Raw genomic sequence first — 21,761 nt, forward strand, 5'->3', positions numbered from 1 at the left:
GGTGGTGGGTCAGTGGTCGGGGGTGGGAGATATGCGGGTGCGGACGAGGAGGGCGGCGCCGGCTACTGCGGCGGGCATGGCGATGACCGCCACCAGTGGGATCAGGAACAGCAGGAACACCGCAACGCCGAAGCCCAGGGTGCTGGCCATGTTCCCCCGCAGCAGCGCGAACCGCTGCTTGCGCGCCCTTCCCCGCCGCTCCAGCGCCAGGGTCGTGAGCTCCACGGTGAGGAAGAAGCCGGACACCAGAGCCCCTAACACCGGTACGACGGTCTGCCCCACGACCGGGATGAACCCGAGAAAGAACAGCGGAATCGTAAATATCAGCACATAGAACAGCGTGACGAGGCTGTCGCGGATCGAACGGGGCAGCGTGCGCCACCACGGCTGCTCGTCCTCCTCCTCCAGCACGTCGACCGCCGACGACAGCCGCTCGTAGAACGGCTCCCCGATGGTCAGCGTGACCGCCGCGAACGTGAGCACCGCCACCGCCAGTCCGCCCAGGAACAGGGCGACGCCCACCATGGCGCGGAACGCCTCCCGCCAGCTCCACGAGTCGGCGAACGGCGTCATGAACGCGGCCAGATCGCCGGCGTTCGTACCGAGGAAGACCAGCGCCACCACGTAGACGGCGAACGCGATCACCGCGGGGATCAGCCCGAACAGCCACCACCGCGGGTGCCTGGACACCCATCCGAAGCCTTGGACGAAGAAGCCGACGCCGGCGGCGAAGTCGCGCAGTGATCGCATGCCCGGCAGGCTAGCGCCAGAACGACGTCACCGCGTAGCCGAGTTCGGCGAACAGGTCGCGCAGCAGCGGCAGCGAGAGGCCGAGGACGTTGCCGTGGTCGCCCTCGATGCCCTCGACGAACCAGCCGCCGCGCCCCTCGATGCTGAACGCCCCGGCCAGGCCCAGCGGCTCACCGGTGGCGGCGTAGGCGGCGATCTCCTCCTCGGACGGCTGCCCGAAGCGCACCACGGTGGTGGCGACCTCGGCCACCTGGCGGCCGGCGGCCACGTCGATCAGGCAGTGGCCGGTCACGAGCCGGCCCGTGCGCCCGCGCAGCAGCCGCCAGCGCTCCACGACCTCCTCGGCGGAGGCGGGCTTGCCGTACGGGCGGCCGTCGAGCTCCAGGATCGAGTCGCAGCCGATGACCAGCCCCTCTTCCAAACCGCTCGCCACCGCCTCGGCCTTGGCCTTGGCCAGCACGAGGCTGAGCGCGGCCGGCGTGTGGGCGGAGTAGGCGTCCTCGTCGACGCCGCTGACGATCACCTTGGGGTCGAGGCCCGCACCGCGCAGCAGCGCCAGGCGGGCAGGGGAGGCAGAGGCCAGAACGATCACCGAACAAGCCTACCGGTCACCAGTCGGGGTTCGGCGAGCCAGGTGTCACCTGGTGCTCGGTCCGGTCGGCGTCGCCGAACTCGTACAGGCCGCGCCGGGTCCTGCCGCCGAAGATGTCGTCCAGCATGCCGTCGAGCAGGTCGGCGAGGTCGTGGGGCAGGGACGCCTGCTCGCGGTGGAGGTCGTCGGCGAGGGCCGCGGCGTCCATGTCGCGGTCCGTCGCGCGGTTGGCCAGCAGGGACAGCACCATGGGGGCGAGCAGCGGCATCAGTCTCATGACGGCGCCGGTGCCGACACCGGCGTTTTTGGCCAGGCCGGCCGCGACCTGTTCGGTGCCCTGGCCGCCCAGGACGTGGCCGAGGATGCTGTGCCCGTCGCGGGTCAGCGAGGCGACGTCGCCGTTGAACGGGTCGGTGTCCATGTGGTCGTCGAGCGCCCCGCGCAGGGCCTCGGCGCCGTCCGGGTGTTCGGCGTTGCGCGCCATGCCGCCGACGATCGCGCCGGACACGGCCTCGAGGACGTTGCGGGCCGCGAGCGTGTCGGTGTCGAGCATGCCTGCGACCTGTTCCAGTCCTGAGTCTCCGAGCCCGGCGAGAAGCTCGTCATGCAGTGTCACGACAGTCCCCCGATCCCTCGTCCCGGAAGACTTCCCTCGGGGGAGCTGAAGCAACGTCCGTTTTGTCCTAATTCTTCGGAAAACCGGCGGGCTCTCCGCCGGGGATCGCCTGTCCGTTCGCGGACGCCGGGAACTCGGGCGTCTCGTCGGCGGCCACCGAGCGCGGCAGGCCCGCCGCCGCGTACGCGTCGGCCTCGTCGAGCGTCTCGTGCTCCAGCAGGGCCGCCACGATGGCCTCGAGCTTGTCGCGGTTGTCGGTCAGGATGCGGACCGCGCGGTCGTAGCACTCGTCCACGATGCGCCGCGCCTCCTCGTCGACGGTGGCGAGCGTGGCGGGCGAGGCCTGCGGCGGCTGGCCGTCGTTGGACAGGATGGTCAGCGGCCCGACCTTCTCCGACATGCCCCACCGGCCGACCATGCCGCGCGCGATCATGGTGACCTGTTCGAGGTCGTTCTCGGCGCCGGTGGTGATGACGCCGAAGATGACCTGCTCGGCCGCCATGCCGCCGAGCGCGCCGGTGATGCGCCCGCGCAGGTACTGCTCGTCGTAGGCGTAGCGGTCGGTGTCGGGGGTGGACAGCGTGACGCCGAGCGCCCTGCCGCGCGGGATGATCGAGATTTTCCTGACCGGGTCGGCGCCCGGCTGGAGCATCCCGAGCAGCGCGTGGCCGGCCTCGTGGTAGGCGGTGCGCGTGCGCTCCTCCTCCGGCATCACGATGCTGCGGGCCGCGCCGAGCTGCAGCTTCTCCAGCGCGTCGGTGAAGTCGGCCATCGTGACCTTCTCCTTGCCGCGCTTGGCGGCCAGCAGCGCTGCCTCGTTGACCAGGTTGGCCAGGTCGGCGCCGGTCATGCCCGGGGTGGTCTTGGCGAGCTGGTCGAGGCCGACCTCGGCGTCGAGCGGCACCCCGCGGGTGTGCACGACGAGGATCGCCGTGCGGCCGGCCGCGTCGGGGAGGCCCACCTGCACCGTGCGGTCGAAGCGCCCGGGACGCAGCAGCGCCGGGTCCAGGATCTCGGGACGGTTGGTCGCGCCGATGACGATCACGCCCTCGGCGCCGGAGAAGCCGTCCATCTCGGTGAGGATCTGGTTGAGCGTCTGCTCACGCTCGTCGTGGCCGCCGACGCCGCCCGCGCCGCCGCGGGCCCGGCCGATGGCGTCGATCTCGTCGATGAAGACGATGGACGGCGCCACCTTGCGCGCCTCCTCGAACAGGTCACGCACCCGCGAGGCGCCCACGCCGACGATCATCTCGATGAACTCGGAGGCGCTGGCCGAGAAGTACGGCACCTTGGCCTCGCCCGCGACCGCCCTGGCCAGCAGCGTCTTGCCGGTGCCGGGAGGGCCGGCGAGCAGCACGCCCTTGGGCAGCTTCGCACCGAGCCGGCGGTATTTGCCCGGGTCCTTGAGGTAGTCGACGATCTCGACGAGCTCGTTCTCCACCTCGTCGATGCCGGCGACGTCATCGAACGTGACGCGCACCTGCCCGGCCTCGACCGGCTTGGCCGCCTTCGACTTGCCCAGCCCGCCGAGACCGCCGCCGCCCATCATGCTGGCGCCGCGCCGCATGATCCAGATCCACAGGCCGGCCAGCAGCAGCACGGGCAGCAGCGACAGCAGCAGATTGGAGAAGAAGCCGCGGGTGATGGGCTGAGAGGTGATCTCGACCTGCCCGTTGGCGAGCTGCTGGTCGAGCTGGTCGGTGTTGGCGAAGGCCGGGATCTCGGTGGCGAACTTGTCGTAGGACTCGCCGCTCTCCGGGTTGTTGGCCGCCGAGCGCAGGTCGCCCTCGACCGACAGGCCCTGGGCGTAGATCTCCTTGACGTTCTTGGCGTTCACCTGCTTGGTGAACTCGGTGTAGGAGATCGTCTCGACGGACTCGTTGTCGACGAACGACGACACGACGAAGAAGGCCGCGTACACGACGAGCAGGGTGACGACGAATCGCCACCAGTTGATCTTGGGCTTTCCTCCGGGCGTGCCTGGCAGGCCCTCCGAGCGCCAGGGCGGCTTGCCCTTGCCCTTGTCCTGAGCCTGCGGCGGTCCAGAGCGTTCCACGGCGTCACTCCCCACATCGCCGCATCAATGATCTTTCTAGCCTAGAACACGCACCCCCGCGGCCACGCGGCCGATGTCACGCCAATGTCTGCGTTGCGAGTCAGGCACTGTGACGAACGCCAAACCGGGCTTGCTCATTCCCCCGTCCATGACGACGACCGCCGCGCGGGAGCTGTGCCTGCCGTACGTGACGCGGTAGACGAGCATCCAGCCGTTCTTGACCGGCTGGGACGCGAGCCAGCTGATCTTCGAGCCTTCTGGGTGGTGGTTGAGCGTCCAGCGGGCGGCCAGCAGGGCGGTGTCGCGGGGCGACTCCTGCTCCATGATCGGCAGCGGGCAGGTGACGAACATGCCGCGCAGCTTCGTGCCCCGCTGCGGCGGCAGCACCTGCCTGGTCGTGAACGGCGCCGGCCCGTACGTCTTCCACGGCCGGGGCAGCTTCGGCGCGGCCAGCCCCGTGCGCCTGTCCTTGAGGGCCCGCCCGCCGGTCGCGCGCAGGGCCATGCGCCTGACGTCGTCGGTGAGCGGTGCGAGGCGCGGGTCGGCGTGCAGGGCCTCCATGGCCGTGTAGCCGGGGGCGAGAGACGCGCCGGGCGTCGGCGTGGCCGACACGGACGAGGAGGTCGACGAGGGAGTCGACGAGGGCGCCGCCGAGGCGGACGCCGGCACAGGCGACAGAGACGCCACGGGAGAGACGGAGACCGACGCGGCGCTGGGCGCGGAGCCGGAGGCCGGTGCGGAGCCGGACGGGAGGGCCGCGGCCGGCGGCGCGGTGACCGGCCGCGCGACGACCTCGTCCGGCTCCGACGGGAGCAGCACCACGGTCAGCGTCACGGCGACGGCCACGACGGCGGCGACCACGGCGATCCCCCGGTACACCACCCGCATGCGGATGTCACCGATGCGGGAGCGTTTGGGCGGAGAAGCAGGGATTCTAGGCCTGCCCGTCGTTCTCACTCCGGAACCGTTGATCTCATCTTCCCCTTGGAGCACGACGGGAGCGTACGACATATCCCGCCAATGCGCTGTTGAAGCGACCGAAGTGCAATCATGGCGTGGTGCATCAGGTTGAGCTGCGCTTCGACCACGCCTCCCGGGCGGCCGAGACGCATACGAATCTCTCGGCGATCCGGCTCAGCCGCACCGGCCTGTGGGTCGCCGGCGACGAGACCGCCACGTTCGAGCACCTCACCTGGACGGGCGACCACTACGGGGAGCAGCGCACGTTCGCGCTGGCCGACCACGTCGCCCTCCCCGCGGGACCGCACGACGAGGCCGACATCGAGGGGATGGCCCTCGACGACGGCCACCTGTGGCTGGTCGGCTCCCACAGCCTCAAGCGCCGGCGGGTCAAGTCGAAGGACCCGGCCAAGGCCGCCGACCGGCTGGCCACCGTGGTCAGGGAGGAGAACCGCTTCATCGTCGTACGCCTCCCCGTGGACGAGGCGGGCGTGCCGGGGCGGGGCGCGATCCTGGCCGGCTCGCGCAACCTGACCGCCCACCTGCGCGACGACCGGCATCTGGCGCCGTTCCTGGCGCTGCCGGGCAAGGACAACGGGTTCGACGTCGAGGGCATCGCCGTGTTGTCGGGGCGGGTCTACTTGGGGCTGCGCGGGCCGGTGCTGCGCGGCTGGGCGGTGGTGCTGGAGCTGCGGCTGGAGGACGCCGGCAGGGGGCGGTTGCGGATGGCGGAGCCGTACCGCAAGCACTTTCTCGCGCTCGGCGGGCTCGGGGTGCGCGACATGTGCCCCGACGGCGACGCGCTGCTGCTGCTCACCGGGCCGACCATGGACCTCGACGGGCCGGTGCGGGTGATGCGCTGGCGTCCCGGGCCGGGACGTGAGGGCGCGGTGCCCGCCGACGCGCTGGAGACCGTACTGGACCTCCCGTACGGCGTCGGCTGCGACCACCCCGAGGGCCTCGTGCGGCTGCCGGACGGCCGCCTGATGGTCGTCTACGACAGCCCGTCGCCCGCGCGGATCACCCCGGCGGGCGGCGTGCTGGCCGACGTGTTCACGGTCTAGCGACGCGGGCGGCGAGCCAGGGCGCGTCGGCCACGAACGTGCACGAGCCCGGCTCGATCTCGGTGAATCCGGCGTCGCGCACCACCGGCAGTCCGGCGGCCGCCAGGGTGTCGAAATCGTCCTGCGTGGGCGAGGTGCGCACCGACACCGCGAGGCCGCGCTCGCGCCAGGCCGCCCGCTCGGCCGCGTCACTGGCCCACCAGGCGAGCTGGGCGGCGTGCCCCGCCTGGGCCATCGCCTTGCCCGCCGACATGCCGAGCCGCGGGTTCTCCCACAACACCGGCGGCCCGGCGGGCGGCGGCTCGGCGGTGTCGGTCAGCTCCGTGCCCGACACCTGGAGGCGGGCCAGGTCGCGCGGCCAGGCGTCGAGCGGGACGGGCGGGTGGACGCGCACCTCGGCCGTGCGGTGCTCGATCGTCCGGCCGGGCAGCGCGAGCGCGCGGCGCCATTCGGCGCCCCTGGCCCGGCGGACGACTTTGCGGATCTTGCCGGTGGACTGCCAGGCGTGCAGGTCGGCGGCCCACTCGCCGGGGTCGTCGAGCAGGCTCAGCACGGCCATGGCGGCCGCTTCCAGCGCGTCGGTGCGCTGTGGGGGCGTGGCGCGCTCGATCCTGACGATCAGCGGCAGCACATAGAGCTCGTTCATCGCCCTCTAGCATGCCCGATCGCCAGCGAGAGCCCGGCGGCGAGGAGGCAGAGGGCGCCGGCGGCGTACCAGGCGAGGTCGTAGGCGCCGAGGTGGTCGCGGGTGAGACCGGCGCCGACGGCGGCGATGGCCGCACCGACCTGGTGGGAGCCGAACACCCAGCCGAACACCACGGCCCCGTCGGGCCCGTAGATCCGCCGGCACAGCGCCACCGTGGGCGGCACGGTCGCCACCCAGTCCAGGCCGTAGAAGACGATGAAGATCAGCATGCTGGGCTCGGTGGTGGCGGCGAACAGGCCGGGCAGCACCATCAGCGACAGGCCGCGCAGCCCGTAGTAGACGCCGAGCAGCAGCTTGGGGTCGATGCGGTCGCTGAGCCAGCCGGAGGCGACCGTTCCGGCGATGTCGAAGATCCCGATGATGGCGAGCAGCCCGGCGGCGACGGGCTCGGCCATGCCGTGGTCGTGGGCGGCGGGGATGAAGTGGGTGCCGACCAGGCCGTTCGTGCTCGCCCCGCAGATCGCGAACCCGGCCGCGAGCAGCCAGAACGGCCGCGTACGGGCCGCCGCAGCGAGCACGGTGACGGCCCGCACGGCCGCGTTGACCCGGGCGGGTTCGGTGCGGACCGATTCCGGGTCCGCGCCGAGCGCGGTCGTGCCGACGTCCTCGGGACGGTCGCGCAGCAGCCACCACACGAACGGCACCACCGCCAGCGCCGCGGCGGCCACGGTCAGCGAGGCGTAACGCCACCCCGGCCCCTCGGCGAGCTGGGCGAGCACGGGCAGGAAGACGAGCTGCCCGGTCGCGCCGGCCGCGGTGAGCACGCCGGTGACCAGGCCGCGGTGCCGGACGAACCAGCGGTCCACCACCGTCGCGGCGAACACCAGCGCCATCGACCCCGTGCCCAGCCCCACGAAGACGCCCCACAGCAGCAGGAGGTGCCAGCTCGCCGTCATGAACACGGTGAGCCCGCTGCCCACGGTGATCAGCAGCAGCGCGGCCGCGACCACGCGGCGCATGCCGAAGCGGTCCATGAGGGCGGCGGCGAAGGGGGCGGTCAGGCCGTAGAGCACCAGGTTGACCGAGACCGCGGACGAGACGGTGCCGGCCGTCCAGCCGAACTCCTCCTGCAGCGGGGTGATGAGCACGCCGGGGGTGGCGCGGAAGCCGGCCGAGCCCAGGATGGCGACGAAGGCGACGGCGGCGACGTACCAGGCCCGGTGGAGGCCGCGCCGGGTGGAAGGGGGAACGCTGACGGTCATCCGCCAATCCTTATTTATCCAGCTCTAGGGGCACGAGTGGCCTGAAAGCCAATATGTGCAAGAATCCGGCCATGACGCATCGGATCGCGGTCGTCGTGCTCGACCACTTCGCACCGCTCGACCTCGGCGTGCCCGGCCAGGTGTTCTGGTCGGCGGAGACACCGTCCGGCGAGAAGCTGTACGAGGTCGTCACCTGTTCCGAGGGCCGCGCGCCGGTGCGCTGCTCGGCCGGCTACACCGTCCAGCCCGACCACGACCTCGACGTGCTCGACACCGCCGACACCGTCGTGGTCCCCGGCATCCACGCGGGCGCTCCGCTGCGGCACGGCACCATCTCCCCCACGCTCAGGGACGCTCTGCGGGACAGGCCCCGCATCATGTCGATCTGCACGGGCGCGTTCGTGCTCGCGGCGGCGGGGCTGCTCGACGGGCGCCCGGCCACCACCCACTGGCGGGACGCCGCCCGCTTCGCGCGGTTGTTCCCCAAGGTCCGGCTCGATCCGGACGTGCTGTTCGTGGACGACGGCGACGTGCTGACCTCGGCCGGGGTGGCCTCGGGCCTGGACCTGTGCCTCCACGTGGTCAGGCGCGACCACGGCAGCGAGGTGGCCAACCGCACGGCCCGGCGCTGCGTCATGCCGCCGTGGCGGGAGGGCGGCCAGGCCCAGTACGTCGACCGGCCCCTCCCCCAGGGCGGCGGCGGCACCGCGGCCACCCGCGCCTGGATGCTGGCCCACCTCGACGTCCCCCTCGACCTCAACGCGCTGGCCGGCCACGCCCGGATGAGCGTGCGCACGTTCACCCGGCGCTTCCGCGACGAGACCGGCATGAGCCCGGGGCGGTGGCTGGTCCGGCAGCGGGTGCAGCACGCCCGTCATCTGCTGGAGACGACGGACCTCGGCGTGGAGGAGGTGGCCAGGCGGTCGGGGTTCGGCACGGCGGTCTCGTTGCGCCAGCACCTGCACGCGGCGGTCGGCGTGCCGCCCCTGGCCTACCGGCGGACGTTCCGGCGCGACTGAGCTAGACGGCCTCCAGGCTCTCGGCGAACCAGGTCGCGAGGGCACGCTCCAGGCTCTCGTCCGGGGTGCCGGCCCAGGCGACGTAGCCGTCGGGGCGGACGAGCACGGCCTCGGGCCCGTCGGCGGGCACGACCTCGACGCGCCCGTGGCGGACGCGCACGCCCTGCTCCGGGGAGAGCAGCACGGGCCTGGCCCGGGCGGCGGGCCCGGCGGGCAGCTCGGGCAGGAACCGGCCGACCAGCGGGTGCGGCGGCGCGGGCATCGCGTACGTCACGTCCGACCCGGCCAGCAGGGCGGCGATGCGGCGGCGGGCGGGCGCGCTCGACGACGGTGGGACGGACCCCGGCGAGGCTCAGCTCGCAGGCGAGCATCAGCCCGTTGGGGCCGGCGCCGGCGATGACGACGTCGGTGTGCATGGGAGGTCTCCTCAGGTCGAAGGGGTGGGCAGCCCGCGCCTCGGCCGCGATGTCCTCGACGCGTACGTGCTCCAGGCCGCGTTCGAGGGCCAGCCGGAGGGCGGCCAGAAGTTGCGGATCACGCAATTTCCTGATCACGCAACGATTGCGCGTCTAACGGATGCCGGGGGAAGGCGGCGTTAGATTGGAGGCATGTCCTTCCTCGCCCTGGAATTCGTCAGCACGGTCAGGGCCGACCGCACCGGAGAGATCGACCTCTTGTCGGACGCGGACGGCATGACCGCCTGGGTCCGCGAGCACGCCGCCGACCTGGGCGCCGGCCCCGGGTTCGGCCCCGGGTTCACCGCCTCGGAGGAGTTGCGGCAGGAGACCGTGCGCCTGCGCCAGGCCGTGCGGGCGCTGTTCGCCAGGGCCGTGGCGCCCGGCCCGCCGAGCCGGGCCGACGCCGCCGCCCTGCCCGCGTTCGAGGAGTCCTTGGCGCTGGTCAACGCCGCCGCGCTGGCCGCCCCCACGGCCCCGCAACTCGCCTGGGACGACGAGCCCTCCCTGTCCACAGTCACCACCGGGGGCGACGAGTCAGCCCGCCTGCGCGGCCGGCTCGCCGCGGCCGCCGTGGAGTTCCTCGCCGGGCCCGAACGTGAGTCGCTGCGGACCTGCCAGGCGCCCCGCTGCGTGCTCTATTTCGTCAAGGAGCACCCACGCCAGGAGTGGTGCTCGACCGCGTGCGGCAATCGCGCCCGGGCGGCCCGGCACTACCGGGAACACAAGAAATAGCCGTCTTCTAACGCCAGACCGGCCGTCTTGCCGTTATAGTTCTTCTAACGGCAAGACGGCCGATCATGCGTTAGAGGAGAAGAGCATGTCCTTTCAGACCGGGCACATCGGGCTCAACGTCACCGACCTCGACAGGTCCAGGGAGTTCTACGAGCGGGTCTTCGGCTTCGCCGTCGCGGGCGAGTCCCGGGAGGAGGGACGGCGCTACGCGTTCCTGGCGCAGGACGGCACGCTCGTGCTGACCCTGTGGCAGCAGAGCGAGAGCCGCTTCGCCGCCGGGCTGCCCGGGCTGCACCACCTGTCGTTCCAGGTGCCCGACCTCGACGCGGTGCGGCGGGCCGAGACGGTGATCCGGGATCTCGGCGCGAAGATCCACCATGACGGCGTCGTGCCGCACGGTGAGGGCGCCTCGTCGGGCGGCGTGTTCTTCGAGGACCCCGACGGCATCAGGCTGGAGATCTTCGCCCCCGACGCCGCCGGTGACCGGCCCGCGCCCACCGCGGGCGCGCCGACCTGCGGGTTCTTCTAATGAGGACGCATCCGGGAGAGGTCGCCGCGCAGCGGCGGGCCGGGGTGCGGCAGGGCTCGCACGGCAGCTCGCGCACCCGTCCGGAGATCCCCGAGGTGGCGGCGGAGTTCCTCCGCGGTCAGCGCATGGTCGTCGCCGGAGCGGCCGACGACCATGGGCGCGTCTGGGCGGGCGCGCTGACGGGGCCCGCGGGCTTCGCGGACCCGCGGGACGAGCGCACGATCGTGCTGCGCGCCCTGCCCGCCTCGGGTGATCCCCTGCACGGGCTGTTCACGAGCGAGCGCGACCTCGGGTTGCTGGCCATCGAGCCGCGCACCCGGCGCAGGATGCGCGTGAACGGCACCGCCGTACAGGCCGGGGATTCTCTCGTCGTCCGTACGGAGCAGGTCTACGCGAACTGCCCCAAGTACCTCCAGACCCGCGAACCCACCTCGGCTCCCGGCACACCCGCCGCGCCGGTGCGCGGGACCGCTCTGGAGGGCTCGCACCAGGCCTGGATCACGGCGGCCGACACGTTCTTCATCGCCACGCGGGCCGAGGGCTTCGGCGCGGACGTGTCGCACCGGGGCGGCAACCCCGGCTTCGTCCGGGTCACCGGGCCGCACACGCTGGAGTTCCCCGACTACCAGGGCAACAACATGTTCATGACGCTCGGGAACCTGGAGCTGGACCCGGCGGCCGGGCTGCTGTTCGCCGGCTGGGAGCGCGGCGAGACGCTCCAGCTCACCGGCCGGGCGGAGGTGGAATGGGGCGACCGGCGGGTGGTGCGCTTCGAGCTGGACGAGTACGTCCACCTGACCGGCACGATCCCGTCGGCCTGGACGGCCCCCGGCTACCACCGCTTCAACCCGCCGGTCTAGCGGAGGCGCTTGGCGAACCAGTGGTGCGCGTACGGCTCCTCGCTGAACGGCGCCACCTCCAGGTATCCGGACGCCCGGTAGAGCGCGACGGCCTCGGCCAGCGCCCGGTTGGTCTCCAGCCGCAGCGTGCGCACGCCGTGCCCGGCCGCGCGGGTCTCGGCCTCGGCGAGCAGCCTGCGTCCCAGGCCGAGCCCGCGTACGGACGGATCCACCCACATCCGTTTGATCTCGGCCATGCTCTGGCGGGGGTGCAGCTTGACGGCCACGCAGCCGACCGGCTCGGCGTGCAGCGTGGCGACGAGCAGCATGCCCGCGGGCGGCCGCAGTTCGTCGTCCTCGGCGGAGAGGCTGCGCGCCGGGTCGAACCCGCTCTCGAAGCGGCGGCCCAGCTCGGCGACGTACGCCTCGACGCAGCGCCGGGCGGCCGGGTGGCCGGGATCGAGCGCCTCGACGGTCACCATGGAGGCGGTGAGCAGCCGCTCGACCTCCGCCATGGCGGCCACCAGGCGGTCGCGCTGGGCCGCGGGCAGCGGGGCGAGGACCTCCGCGGCGGCCTCGTCGGAACGCCGGTCGAGCTCCTCGCGCTCGGCGATCCCGGCGGGGGTGAGCCGGGCCGTGCGCACCCGTCCGTCGGCGCCGCCGCCCTCGACCACGACGAGCCCCTCCGCCTCCAGCGCGCGCAGCAGCCTGCTCAGGTAGCCGGAGTCGAGCCCGAGCCGGGCCCGCAGCGCGCGCACCTCGACGCCTTCGCCGATCTCCCACAACACCCGCGCCTGGCCGAGGGGGCGGCCGCGGGCCAGGAAGCCGTCCTCGAGCGCGCCGATCCGCTGCGTCACCGTGCGCTGGAAGCGCCGGACCACCGCTGTGTCGCTCATTCTCTGACCTTAGTCAGAGATCTAGGGGCCGGAAAGGCCCCTGGCATGACGAAAGGCCGCCCCCGGTGACGGGGACGGCCTTTCGTGAAGGGTGTGGAGCTATGGGGATTCGAACCCCAGACCTCCTCCATGCCATGGAGGCGCGCTACCAACTGCGCCATAGCCCCTCGTGCGTGTACGAGTGTAGCCCACTTCGCGCCCCTCCGAGCACAGTCACGAATCGCCCAAGAGCGTGCGGAGGATCTCGCGGGCGTGCGTCCACAACACCGCACCGCCCACGCCGGGCACGAGGTGGCGGCGGGCGCCGGGAATGCGCCGGGCGAGGGTCTCTCCCCGGTCGGGCGAATGGGAGGCGTCGAGCTCGCCGTACCAGAGGTCGACGGGCACCGGCACCTTCTCCAGCGCGTACGGCCAGCGGCCCATCGCCAGCACGGTGTCGCGGGCGTACCCGCCGGGCCCCTGGGCGAAGGCCTCCTCCATGGCCTGCCGATAGGCGCGCGCGAAGGCGGGCCGCTCGTAGACGGCCCGGTCGGCGGCGGGAGCGCCCGGCACGATCATGTCCCACAACGCGCCGGGCGTGAGCCGGGCGAAGACCGCCTCGGCCTGCGCCGGGTCGGCGGCCGTCAGCTCCACGAGCTCCCGCAGCCCCTCCGGGAGATCCTCGGGACGCGAGGCGACCTCGTCGGCCCCCGACACGATCGCCACCCGCCGCGCGATCCACGCGCACGCCAGCGCGAACGGCGCCCCCTGCGAGAACCCGACCACCCGCACCTCCCCGAGCCCGAGCTCCCGCGCGGCCGCCGCCACGTCGGCGGGCCAGGACTCGAGCGTGCGGCCGGGGTCGGGGTCGGAGGCGCCGAGCCCCGGCCGGTCGAACGAGACGAGCCGGACGCCGAGCTCCTCGACGACGCCGGCGCCGAAGCCGAGCCACCGGCTCGTGCCCGCCCCGGGGCAGAGCACGACCGGTGTGCCGGACGCGGGGCCCCACTCGGCCCAGCCGAGCGCCCGGCCGCCGGGCAGCGTGACCCGGCCGAGCCGGGCGGGAGGCGTGATCTCCATGCCGGACAGCCTGCCGGACGGGCCCCGCCGTCAGCCAGCGGATTTCGCGCGGTCGATGAGCGTGCGCAGCTCGGCCACCATGGGGTCCTCGGTGGCGGGGGCCAGCCGTCCCGCGTGCTCGCCCAGCGCGGCCAGGTCCAGGCCGAACGCCTTCCCTTCGCGCAGGTGCTCGGCGAACGCGGCCACCACCACGTCCACCTGCAGCCGCAGGGGCGCGTCCGTGAGCGAGGCGGCCAGCTCGCCCGAGCCCAGGGTGGCGCCTGCCTCGGAGGCGGCCCGGGTGTCGGGGTCCTGCCAGCGCACGGTGGCCTGGGCGAGCTGGCCGTCGGCGCCGGGCTTGAGCGTGAGCGCGTACAGGGCGGTGACGGAGTGGCCGGGGCCGATCTCGCCGCCGTCGCGGCTGTCGTCACGGAACTCCTCGGCCGCGAGGGCGCGGTTCTCGTAGCCGACCAGGCGGTAATTCTCGACGACCGAGGGGTTGAAGACGACCTGGGCCTTGGCGTCGCGGGCCCGGAGCTCGATCGTGGCGGGCAGCTTCGTGGTGAAGACCTCGGCGGCCTCCTCCTCGGTGGCGACGTACACCGCCAGCCCGTCGCCGTTGTCGGCGAGCTGCTCCATCAGCTCGTCGCCGTACTCGCGGCCGACGCCGACCGTGAGCAGCGTGACGCGGCGGGCGGCGTGCTCCTCGACCCGGTCGAGGATGGCCTGCCACTGCGTGCTGCCCTGGTTGGCCAGGCCGTCGGAGAGCACGACGACGCGGTTCGTGGCGGCCGTGCGGAACCCCTTCGACGCCTCCTCGTAGCCGGCCACCAGCCCGGCCTCCAGGTTGGTGCCGCCCTGGGTGACGAGCCGGTCCACCGCGGCGGACAGCTCGTCCCTGGCGGTCAGCGGGGTCATCGAGGCCAGCACCTCGGCCTCGTCGCTGAAGGAGACGATCGACACCTGGTCGCCCGGCCCGAGCTCGTCGAGCAGGGTGCGCAGGGCCGACCTGACCAGGTCCAGCCGGCCGGCCTCGGCCATCGAGCCCGACACGTCGACCACGAACGTGAGGTTGGCGGGCCGCCGCTCGGCCGCACCCGAGGAGCGCGTCTGCAGGCCGACGCGGAGCACGGCCTCGTCACCGGGCAGCCGGGCGCCGTCCACGTGCACGGTGAACCCGTCGTCCGGCGGTTGCGCGTAGTCCTGGCGGAAGGCGTTGACCCACTCCTCGGGGCGGATCTCGGCGGGCGCGGGACGGCGGCCCTCCTGGAGGGCGCGGCGGGCGTAGCCGTACGAGGCGGTGTCCACGTCGAGGGCGAACGTGGAGATCTGCGCGGTGGTCGTGTCCTGCTCGCCGTCCGCGGGCTCGGTGGCCGGTGAGTTGCGTTGCGCATCCTGGCTGACGGGGGCGCGGGCGCCGCTGCTGGAGCTCTCTCCGGCGCAGGCCGCGAGGCCGAGCAGGGAGACTAATCCGATCCCGGCCACTAAAGGGCGAAATTTCATCTCAACCACCTCCATCGCGTACGACGGAGCGCCGTACGCGATGGCCGGGCCGGTGACGCAAGTGAGCACGAACCGCGATCAACGCGTGATCACGCGACCGCCGGCCCCCGGCGGTCAGAACGGCCGGATCACGGCTTCCAGGCCGGGTCGCGCCCGATGACGCCGAGGAACCGGTCGAGCACCGGCGCGTCGTCCGGCACCGGCACCTCCGGCCCGAACGCGCCCCTCTCACGGCCCGTCGGCGCCATCTTCGAGGCGAACTCCAGCAACGCCGCGGCCGTCCTCTCCTCGACCCCGTAGTCACGCCCCGTCGCCTTGGCGAGGTCCCACCCGTGGGCCACCAGGTCGGTCAGCGCCATGTTGGCGAGCACCGGCTTCGGCAGGCCCATCGTCCGGCTGGCGCCCTCCCACGCCTCGGGCTTCTCCCAGGCGGCGAGCATGCGCTCGGCCCGCTCGCGGAAGTCGCCGGTGTACTCCTTCTGCGGGGGCATCCCGCCGTCGTCGGCCAGCGACACGAACAGGTCGGCGCCCCACTCCAGGTGGGCGAGCAGAGCCTTGACGTCATACTCGGCGCACGGGGTGGGCAGCCCCAGCTCGTCGTCGCGCAGGCTCTCGACCAGCGCGGACGTGCGCTCGGCGGCCCCGCGCATCATCGTCAGCATCTCGTTCATGACCTACAGAGTGCCAGGGCCGAGTCCTCCACGCGTACGCGAACCGTGAGCAGGACCGCGTTCACCACGGTGAACACCAGTGCCGTCAGCCACGCCGCGTGGACCAGCGGCAGCGCGATCCCCTCCGCGACCACGGCGACGTAGTTGGGATGCCGCAGCCACCGGTACGGCCCCCGCTCGACCAGCGGCATCCCGGGCACCACGACGACGCGGGTGTTCCACCGCCGGCCGAGCGTGCCGATGCACCACCAGCGCAACCCCTGGGCCAGGACGACGACCGCGAGCATCGGCCAGCCGAGCGCCGGCACGAACGGCCGGTCCAGCAGCCACACCTCGGCCGGCGCCGCCGCCAGGAGCCCGACGTGGGCGGCGACGATCCACGGGTAGTGACGCCTGCCGTACTCGACGCCGCCCTTCGACCTGGCCCAGGCCAGGTTGCGGCGGGCCACCACGAGCTCGGCCAGTCGTTCGAGCACGACCAGGCCGATGAGCAGCGCGTACGCCATCACCAGTGCAGCAGGAGCAGCTCGGCGGAGAAGCCGGGGCCCAGCGCCATCAGGACCGCCGGGGCGCCGGAGCGGCCGCGGGTCTGCTGGAGCACGTGCAGCACCGAGACCGACGACATGTTGCCGTGCTCGCGCAGCGAACGCCAGGTCAGGTCGAGGGCCCGCGGCGGGATGCCGAGCGTGTCCACGATCTTCTCGATGACCTTGGGGCCGCCGGGATGACAGATCCACGTGGGGACCTGGTCGGGCGTCAGGCCGTAGTCGGCGAGGAACCGCTTGATGTCCTCGGCCAGCACCTGCTCGACGAAGCCGGTCAGCTCCGCGTCCAGGACGATGCGGAAGCCGCGCTCGCCGACGTCCCAGCCCATGAGGTGCTCGGTGCCGGGGTAGAGCCTGCTGCGGGTGGCGACGACCTCGGGGCCGCGCCCGCGCCCGGTGGCCACGACGGCCGCCGCGCCGTCGCCGAACAGACCGCTGCCGATGAGGTTCGCGATCGAGGTGTCGTCGCGCTGGATGGTCAGCGAGCACAGCTCCACGCAGACCAGCATCGCGACGTGGTCGGGCCAGCCCCGCAGGTAGTCGTGCAGCCGGGAGAGCCCGGACGCGCCCGCCGCGCAGCCCAGCCCGAACACGGGCACCCGCTTGACGTCGGGACGCAACCCCACCCGCTGCGCCAGCCGCGCGTCGAGCGACGGCGTGGCAAGGCCCGTGGTGGAGCAGAACACCAGGTGGTCGATCTTCTCGGGCCGCATGCCCGATTTCTTCAGCGCGCCGTGCATGGCCTGCTCGGCGAGGTCCAGAGCGACTTCGACGTACGCGTCGTTGGCCCGGGCGAACGAGTCGAGCTTGGCGTATCCGTCCAGCGGGAGGGCCAGGTTGCGTCCCTGGACACCGGTGGCCGCGTGGAATCGTTTCAGCAGTTCCTCGTCGCATTCGGTCAGCCGGGAGAACGCCTCGGTGATCTCCGCCTGCTCGTAGCGGTGATCGGGCAAAACGGTCTGTACCCCCGCAATATGCATATATCTCTCCTGCCGCAAAGCAGGGCCGCCTAACATACGAACCGCTTCACGCCGGCCGCGCCCCTCCGGTGAGCGGGATCAGGGGGTCAGGCGCCAGAGGGACGTGACCTCGGCGGAGCGGGCCACGTGGAGCGGATCGGCGGAGTCGCGGGGGCGGTCGTGGCGCGGGGTGGTGTCCAGGCGGCCGGCCACGTGCAGCCCTGCCCGCGCGAAGCTCTCCAGCAGCTCGGCACGGGTGCGGAGGCCGAGGTGCTCGGCCAGGTCGGACAGGATGAGCCAGCCCTCGCCCGCCGCCTCCAGATGCTCGGGCAGCCCGGCCAGGAAGGCGCCTAACATGCGGCCGCCCGGGTCGTAGACGGCCTGGTCGAGCGGGGAGACGGGCTTGGCGGGGAGCCACGGCGGGTTGCAGACGACCAGGGAGGCGCGGCCCGGCGGGAAGAGGTCGGCCCGCCGCACCTCGACCCGGCCGGTCAGGCCGAGGCGGGCGACGTTGTCCTCGGCGCAGGTCACCGCCCGCGGGTCGATGTCGGTGGCCAGGACGCGGCGGACGCCCCGCCGGGCCAGCACGGCCGCCAGCACGCCGGTGCCGGTGCCGACGTCGAACGCCAGCCGGTCACCGGGCAGCGGCGCGCGGGCGACCAGGTCGGCGTACTCGGCCCTGGTCGGCGGGAAGACGCCGTAGTGGGGGTGGACGCGGGCGCCGAGCGCCGGGACGTGCACGCCCTTCGTGCGCCACTCGTGCGCGCCGATCACGCCGAGCAGTTCGCGCAACGGGCCGACCGCCGGGGGCGCGTCGGGGCCGTACACCTCGGCGCAGGCCTGTCGGACGTCCGGCGCCCGGGGCAGCGCCACGACGTGCCCCTCGGCGTACGGGACGAGCAGCATGCCGAGGGTGTGCGCGCGCTGCGCGCGGGCCTGGCGGTGGCGGTGGAAGCCGCCGCCGGCAGGGGCCTGTCTGCAGCGGCGGCCGAGCGCGGCGAGCAGCTGCCGCGCGTTGTGGAAGTCACCGCGCCACAGCAGCGCGGTGCCCTCACAGGCGAGCCGGTACGCGGTGGCGGCCCGCATCCGGTCGTCGGCCACGACGACGCGCCCGGGCGGCGGCGCCCCCAGCGCCGAACGCCAGAGCGCCGATCGCTCAACCCCCGCCTCGGTCCACCGGATCATCAGACCCCGACCGTTTCACGAGTCACGCCGCACGGCCACTGCTTTTCCCCGGCTCTCGTACGGGCTACTCGCTCCGAGGGCGGAGGGCGTCGAGCATGAGGTGGAAGTGGCGGCGCCACCGGCCGGGGTCCACCTCGGCCACCCGGGAGTTGGCGATCACGAAGAGCGCCAGATCGGTGACCCCGACGTCCTCCCGCAGCGAGCCCGCCCGCCGGGCCCGCGCCACGAGCCGTTCGATCAGCCGGTTGACCTCGGCCCGGTCGTCGAGGTGCGACAGGCACGCCAGCTCGGTGAAGGCCCGGTCGCGCGACTGCAGCTCGCACGTCCTCTCCAGGAAGCTCACCAGCCCTTCCCACGGGTCCGGCAGCTCCAGCGACTCCTGCGCGAGCTCGATCCAGCCGGTCACCTTCTCCCCGACGATCGCGTCGATCAGGTCGCCGCGCTCGGGAAAGTGCCGGTAGAGGGTGCCGATGGCGAGCCCGGCCCGCTTGGCCACGGCCTCGAGCGGCGCGTCGAGCCCCCTCTCCGCCAGCACCTCGCGGGCTGCGGCGACGAGGGCGTCGCGGTTGCGCTGGGCGTCACGGCGGAGCGGGCGTTCCATGGCATGAACTCTAGCGAAGTCGAGGCATTGCCTCATATTCGTGTTAACCTGAGGCATCCCCTCGACTTAAGGAGTCAGGCATGAAGACGGCCGTCATCGGCGCGGGACCCGGCATCGGCTTCGCGGTGGCCCGCCGCTTCGGCGCGGAAGGGTTCGAGGTCGCCCTCGTCTCCAGGAACGAGCGGCACCTGACGCCGCTGACCGAACGACTCGCGGCCGAGGGCGTGCGCGCCACCGGCCACGCGGGCGACCTGACCGACGAGACCTCGTTGTCCCACGCCCTCGACCGGATCGGCCCCGTGGACGTCCTGGTCTACAACGGCGCGGGCACGGCCCGGGCCCTGACGCCCGTCCTGGAGGTGACCAGGCGCAGCGCCCAGGACGCGTTCGACGGCGCGGTCCTCGGGGCGGTGACCGCGGTGGGCGCCGTCCTGCCGGCCATGCTGGAGCGCGGCTCGGGCACGCTGCTGTTCACCTCGGGCATCTCCGCCGTGCACCCGCTGCCGTTCCTGGGCAACATCGGCATCGCGGCGGCCGGCCTGCGCACCTACGTCCTGTCGCTGGCCGAGGTGCTGGCGCCCAGGGGCGTGCACGTGGGCCACGTGGCCATCGCCGCCGCCGTCGCCCCCGGCTCCCCCGCCGCCCCGGAGTCCGTCGCCGGCACCCACTGGAACCTGCACGCGGGCCGCGACCGCCACGAGGTGATCCTCGGCGACCTGGCCACCGTCCAGGCCGCCATCTCCGCTCGCTGATCTCCGGCATACGGTGTGAGAGATCCCCTCCACCGGCCGTGCACGGGGCCGTTCCAGTCGGTCGAGTACCGGTCGGCTCAGGGCAGGTGCCGGCGTTCGTGCAGTTGCCCTTTCCAGGACAGGTCCGCGCGGACGGCCAGGTTACGTCCCGGGGGCTTCACCGACCGGCCTGGCCGCCGTCGGGACGGGAGGGTGGTCACGTACGGCATCTGGCATCCGGTGATGCGCCCCCGTCAGTTTCCGTCCGCCCGGACGAGCGGCCGGCCGTCAGAGGGTGTAGTCGAACGTGTAGTGGTGGGTGCCGTCGGGGTCGATGGTGATGTCGAGGCGGCCGCGCAGCCCCCGCAGCTCGCCGGTCGCCGAGCCGGGCACGACGGAGACCCGCAGCGACTGCTCGCCCCGGTCGCTCACCGCGTCGTGCTGGACGACGAAGCTGCCGGTCCGGCCGTCGAGGGTGCCCTCGACGCGTTCGAGCGCGACATAAGAGCGTGAGTCCTCCTCCGGCGTGGTCGCCACCATCATGGTGACGAGGCTCGTGCCGGTGAGGTCGCCCTCGAAGGTCTTGGTCAGGGTCACGACCCCCAGCGTGACGCCGTCGCGGTCGTCGAACGGCGGTTGGGGGGTCCACCCGGCGGTCTCGAAGGTTCCCATTGCGGTCATGGGAAGGAGCATGGCAGCCATACCTGTCACATCACGTCAGGTACCTGTCAGCCGTTCCACGACAGGCGCGAGCGCGTCCATGAACTGCGCGTTCACCGTCACGTAGGACACCCCGAGCCGGTCCCTGCGGCGCAGGAGCGTGCCGGCCATCTCGGCGGCGGTCCCGGTCAGGATGCCGGTGCCGGTACGGCCGAACCGGGCGAGCGCCCAGTCCGGCGGCTCGGACCCGGCGCAGGCCAGGTTCATGTTGAGCTCCAGTGCGGGGAAGCGGTCGCCGGCCAGCTCGTACAGCTCGTCGACCTTGGCCGCCACCTGCTCCTCGGTGGTCGCCGGCGGCACGCCCAGCGCCACGGTGTCGGCCTTCTGCCCGGCCAGCCTGAGCAGCCGGGTGCCGGACGCGGCCACCACGATGCGCACGTCCTTGACGGCGTCGATGGTCTCGGAGAGCCGCTCGATACGCCGGCCGGGCGTGCCGAACGCGACGCCGAGCATGGCCGCGTCGTGCTCGGCGTCCGGCCGGCCCGCGCCGAGGCCCAGCTCGAACCGGCCGCCGGTGAGCGTCCGCAGGGTGGCGGTCTCCCACGCCACGGCCGCGGGCGTGCGGTTGGGGGCGCTGAGCACGTACGTGCCGACGCGCAGGGTCGTGGTGGCCGTCGCGGCGACGGCGGCGGCGGTGAACGGCGCGGGTGTGCCCAGCGTGTCGGGCACCAGGAAGGTCGCGTAGCCGAGGCTCTCCGCCCGGCGGGCCAGGCCGGTCCACGTGGCCGCGTCGGGGGCCTGCCCGGCGACCACGCCGAACCTGAACGGATGATGCGTCATGCCCTCACGATCGCCCGCCAGGCGGGCCCGCCGCATCGTCTCGCGGACCGGTGACCGCGTACGCCGGGGGGCGCACGACGCCGGAGCCGGCCTACTCCCCCAGCAGTAGCCGGGTGAAGTCGTTGGCGAACTTGCCGTCCGGGTCGAGCCGGCGCACCAGCTCCCGGAAGTCGTCCGGGCACGCGGGCCGGCGGGTGAACAGCTTCCCCCAGTGCGGCAGCGGCCCGAACGGCGCCAGCGTCTCCTCCACCAGCTCCAGCACCGGCATCACCCCGGCGACGTCCTTCTTCCAGGTGAAGTGCACGCCCACGGCGTCGCGCCCGCGGAACGGGCTGAGCCACAGCTCGTCGGCGGCGATGGAGCGCACCTCGGAGATGTGCAGGACCGGCCGGATGCGCTCGCCGATCGCGAACAGCGCGCGCAGCGCGGCGACCGCGTGCTCCCTCGGCAGCAGCAGCTCCGACTGCAGCTCGTCGCCGGCGCCGCTGGGCTCCTGGTCGGCGCGGAAGTGCGGCAGCCGCTCGTACCAGGGGCCGGGCACGCCCAGCTGCTGCGTGCAGCTGTCGGCCGGCATGCCGGGCAGCGGGTGGCGGGGGCCGTCGGCGGGGC

General features: G+C 73.1%; 25 protein-coding genes, 1 tRNA gene and 1 pseudogene. 6 read left to right on the plus strand and 21 right to left on the minus strand.

Translation table 11 applies throughout. From position 1 onward, the window contains the following. Positions 1-9: 9 nt before the first annotated feature. From C1J01_RS29140 to C1J01_RS29160, 5 genes are all read right to left on the minus strand, one after another. Positions 10-750, minus strand: a complete 741-nt coding sequence (locus C1J01_RS29140; protein WP_235854739.1) for an EI24 domain-containing protein — start codon at positions 748-750, stop codon at positions 10-12. A 10-nt stretch (positions 751-760) separates the two neighbouring features. Beyond that, on the minus strand, positions 761-1,342 hold the full coding sequence (locus C1J01_RS29145; RefSeq protein WP_111182172.1) for a Maf family protein: 582 nt from the start codon (positions 1,340-1,342) through the stop codon (positions 761-763). A 16-nt stretch (positions 1,343-1,358) separates the two neighbouring features. Further along, the gene (locus tag C1J01_RS29150) at positions 1,359-1,958 is read right to left on the minus strand and encodes a DUF937 domain-containing protein (protein ID WP_181449023.1); all 600 of its coding nucleotides are present in this window, start codon (positions 1,956-1,958) and stop codon (positions 1,359-1,361) included. A 67-nt stretch (positions 1,959-2,025) separates the two neighbouring features. Beyond that, complete coding sequence (ftsH, locus tag C1J01_RS29155; protein ID WP_328589686.1) at positions 2,026-4,014, minus strand: ATP-dependent zinc metalloprotease FtsH; 1,989 nt, start codon at positions 4,012-4,014, stop codon at positions 2,026-2,028. A 36-nt stretch (positions 4,015-4,050) separates the two neighbouring features. Continuing rightward, on the minus strand, positions 4,051-4,902 hold the full coding sequence (locus C1J01_RS29160) for a hypothetical protein (RefSeq protein ID WP_111182174.1): 852 nt from the start codon (positions 4,900-4,902) through the stop codon (positions 4,051-4,053). Positions 4,903-5,069: 167 nt separating this feature from the next. On the opposite strand from C1J01_RS29160, the gene C1J01_RS29165 reads away from it, so the two are divergent. Then, positions 5,070-6,038 carry a DUF3616 domain-containing protein gene (locus C1J01_RS29165; RefSeq protein WP_111182175.1) on the plus strand — a complete coding sequence of 323 codons (969 nt, stop codon included), beginning with the start codon at positions 5,070-5,072 and terminating at the stop codon, positions 6,036-6,038. Here C1J01_RS29165 and C1J01_RS29170 read toward each other — a convergent pair. After that, a complete protein-coding gene (locus tag C1J01_RS29170) occupies positions 6,028-6,684 on the minus strand; it encodes a peptidyl-tRNA hydrolase (RefSeq protein WP_111182176.1) in 657 nt (218 codons plus the stop codon). The genes C1J01_RS29165 and C1J01_RS29170 overlap by 11 nt on opposite strands. Then, positions 6,681-7,946, minus strand: coding sequence for an MFS transporter (locus tag C1J01_RS29175; protein ID WP_111182177.1), 1,266 nt, complete (start codon positions 7,944-7,946; stop codon positions 6,681-6,683). The genes C1J01_RS29170 and C1J01_RS29175 overlap by 4 nt, the downstream gene beginning before the upstream one ends. 71 nt (positions 7,947-8,017) lie before the next feature. Between C1J01_RS29175 and C1J01_RS29180 the strand changes: the two genes are divergently transcribed. Then, complete coding sequence (locus C1J01_RS29180) at positions 8,018-8,965, plus strand: GlxA family transcriptional regulator (protein WP_235854740.1); 948 nt, start codon at positions 8,018-8,020, stop codon at positions 8,963-8,965. A gap of 1 nt (position 8,966) precedes the next feature. Here C1J01_RS29180 and C1J01_RS52490 read toward each other — a convergent pair whose 3' ends face one another. Continuing rightward, positions 8,967-9,239, minus strand: coding sequence for an aromatic-ring hydroxylase C-terminal domain-containing protein (locus tag C1J01_RS52490; RefSeq protein ID WP_181449025.1), 273 nt, complete (start codon positions 9,237-9,239; stop codon positions 8,967-8,969). 46 nt (positions 9,240-9,285) lie between these two features. Further along, positions 9,286-9,381, minus strand: a pseudogene (locus C1J01_RS53215) (FAD-dependent monooxygenase); the annotation flags it as partial. Positions 9,382-9,573: 192 nt separating this feature from the next. Between C1J01_RS53215 and C1J01_RS29190 the strand changes: the two are divergent. From C1J01_RS29190 to C1J01_RS29200, 3 genes are all read left to right on the plus strand, one after another. Next, the gene (locus C1J01_RS29190; protein ID WP_111182179.1) at positions 9,574-10,155 is read left to right on the plus strand and encodes a CGNR zinc finger domain-containing protein; all 582 of its coding nucleotides are present in this window, start codon (positions 9,574-9,576) and stop codon (positions 10,153-10,155) included. An 85-nt stretch (positions 10,156-10,240) separates the two neighbouring features. Further along, on the plus strand, positions 10,241-10,684 hold the full coding sequence (locus C1J01_RS29195) for a VOC family protein (protein ID WP_111182180.1): 444 nt from the start codon (positions 10,241-10,243) through the stop codon (positions 10,682-10,684). Then, entirely contained in the window at positions 10,684-11,544 is an 861-nt protein-coding gene (locus C1J01_RS29200; RefSeq protein WP_181449024.1) for a pyridoxamine 5'-phosphate oxidase family protein, read from the plus strand. Before C1J01_RS29195 ends, C1J01_RS29200 begins: the two co-directional genes overlap by 1 nt. On the opposite strand, the gene C1J01_RS29205 is transcribed toward C1J01_RS29200, so the two are convergent. The 9 genes from C1J01_RS29205 to C1J01_RS29245 all read right to left on the minus strand — a co-directional run bounded on the left by C1J01_RS29205 (position 11,541) and on the right by C1J01_RS29245 (position 18,921). Further along, positions 11,541-12,419 carry a bifunctional helix-turn-helix transcriptional regulator/GNAT family N-acetyltransferase gene (locus tag C1J01_RS29205; protein WP_111182181.1) on the minus strand — a complete coding sequence of 293 codons (879 nt, stop codon included), beginning with the start codon at positions 12,417-12,419 and terminating at the stop codon, positions 11,541-11,543. The genes C1J01_RS29200 and C1J01_RS29205 overlap by 4 nt on opposite strands. A gap of 94 nt (positions 12,420-12,513) precedes the next feature. Then, a tRNA-Ala gene (locus tag C1J01_RS29210) sits at positions 12,514-12,586 on the minus strand. A 46-nt stretch (positions 12,587-12,632) separates the two neighbouring features. Beyond that, positions 12,633-13,478, minus strand: a complete 846-nt coding sequence (locus C1J01_RS29215) for an alpha/beta fold hydrolase (RefSeq protein WP_111182182.1) — start codon at positions 13,476-13,478, stop codon at positions 12,633-12,635. A 30-nt stretch (positions 13,479-13,508) separates the two neighbouring features. Continuing rightward, positions 13,509-14,960, minus strand: a complete 1,452-nt coding sequence (locus tag C1J01_RS29220; protein ID WP_111182192.1) for a vWA domain-containing protein — start codon at positions 14,958-14,960, stop codon at positions 13,509-13,511. Positions 14,961-15,088: 128 nt separating this feature from the next. Next, a complete protein-coding gene (locus C1J01_RS29225; RefSeq protein ID WP_111182183.1) occupies positions 15,089-15,631 on the minus strand; it encodes a TIGR03086 family metal-binding protein in 543 nt (180 codons plus the stop codon). Continuing rightward, positions 15,628-16,137 (minus strand): isoprenylcysteine carboxyl methyltransferase family protein, encoded by a 510-nt coding sequence (locus tag C1J01_RS29230; RefSeq protein ID WP_111182184.1) that lies wholly within the window; start codon positions 16,135-16,137, stop codon positions 15,628-15,630. Before C1J01_RS29230 ends, C1J01_RS29225 begins: the two co-directional genes overlap by 4 nt. Continuing rightward, entirely contained in the window at positions 16,137-17,156 is a 1,020-nt protein-coding gene (locus tag C1J01_RS29235; RefSeq protein WP_111182185.1) for a type III polyketide synthase, read from the minus strand. Before C1J01_RS29235 ends, C1J01_RS29230 begins: the two co-directional genes overlap by 1 nt. 78 nt (positions 17,157-17,234) lie before the next feature. Beyond that, a complete protein-coding gene (locus tag C1J01_RS29240; RefSeq protein ID WP_111182186.1) occupies positions 17,235-18,320 on the minus strand; it encodes a N5-glutamine methyltransferase family protein in 1,086 nt (361 codons plus the stop codon). A 64-nt stretch (positions 18,321-18,384) separates the two neighbouring features. Beyond that, complete coding sequence (locus C1J01_RS29245; protein WP_111182187.1) at positions 18,385-18,921, minus strand: TetR/AcrR family transcriptional regulator; 537 nt, start codon at positions 18,919-18,921, stop codon at positions 18,385-18,387. Positions 18,922-19,001: 80 nt separating this feature from the next. On the opposite strand from C1J01_RS29245, the gene C1J01_RS29250 reads away from it, so the two are divergent. Beyond that, the gene (locus C1J01_RS29250) at positions 19,002-19,673 is read left to right on the plus strand and encodes an SDR family NAD(P)-dependent oxidoreductase (protein ID WP_111182188.1); all 672 of its coding nucleotides are present in this window, start codon (positions 19,002-19,004) and stop codon (positions 19,671-19,673) included. Positions 19,674-19,940: 267 nt separating this feature from the next. Here the strand turns inward: C1J01_RS29250 and C1J01_RS29255 are convergent, their stop codons facing one another. The 3 genes from C1J01_RS29255 to C1J01_RS29265 all read right to left on the minus strand — a co-directional run. Further along, positions 19,941-20,333, minus strand: a complete 393-nt coding sequence (locus C1J01_RS29255) for a DUF3224 domain-containing protein (protein WP_111182189.1) — start codon at positions 20,331-20,333, stop codon at positions 19,941-19,943. Positions 20,334-20,369: 36 nt separating this feature from the next. Beyond that, positions 20,370-21,152, minus strand: a complete 783-nt coding sequence (locus C1J01_RS29260) for an LLM class flavin-dependent oxidoreductase (RefSeq protein WP_111182193.1) — start codon at positions 21,150-21,152, stop codon at positions 20,370-20,372. Between the two features lie 91 nt (positions 21,153-21,243). After that, the coding region (locus C1J01_RS29265) for a D-arabinono-1,4-lactone oxidase (RefSeq protein WP_328589687.1) at positions 21,244-21,761 on the minus strand (518 nt) is incomplete at its 5' end.

Origin of the sequence: Nonomuraea aridisoli, from assembly GCF_003236395.1 — a bacterium.
Lineage (GTDB): Bacteria > Actinomycetota > Actinomycetes > Streptosporangiales > Streptosporangiaceae > Nonomuraea > Nonomuraea aridisoli.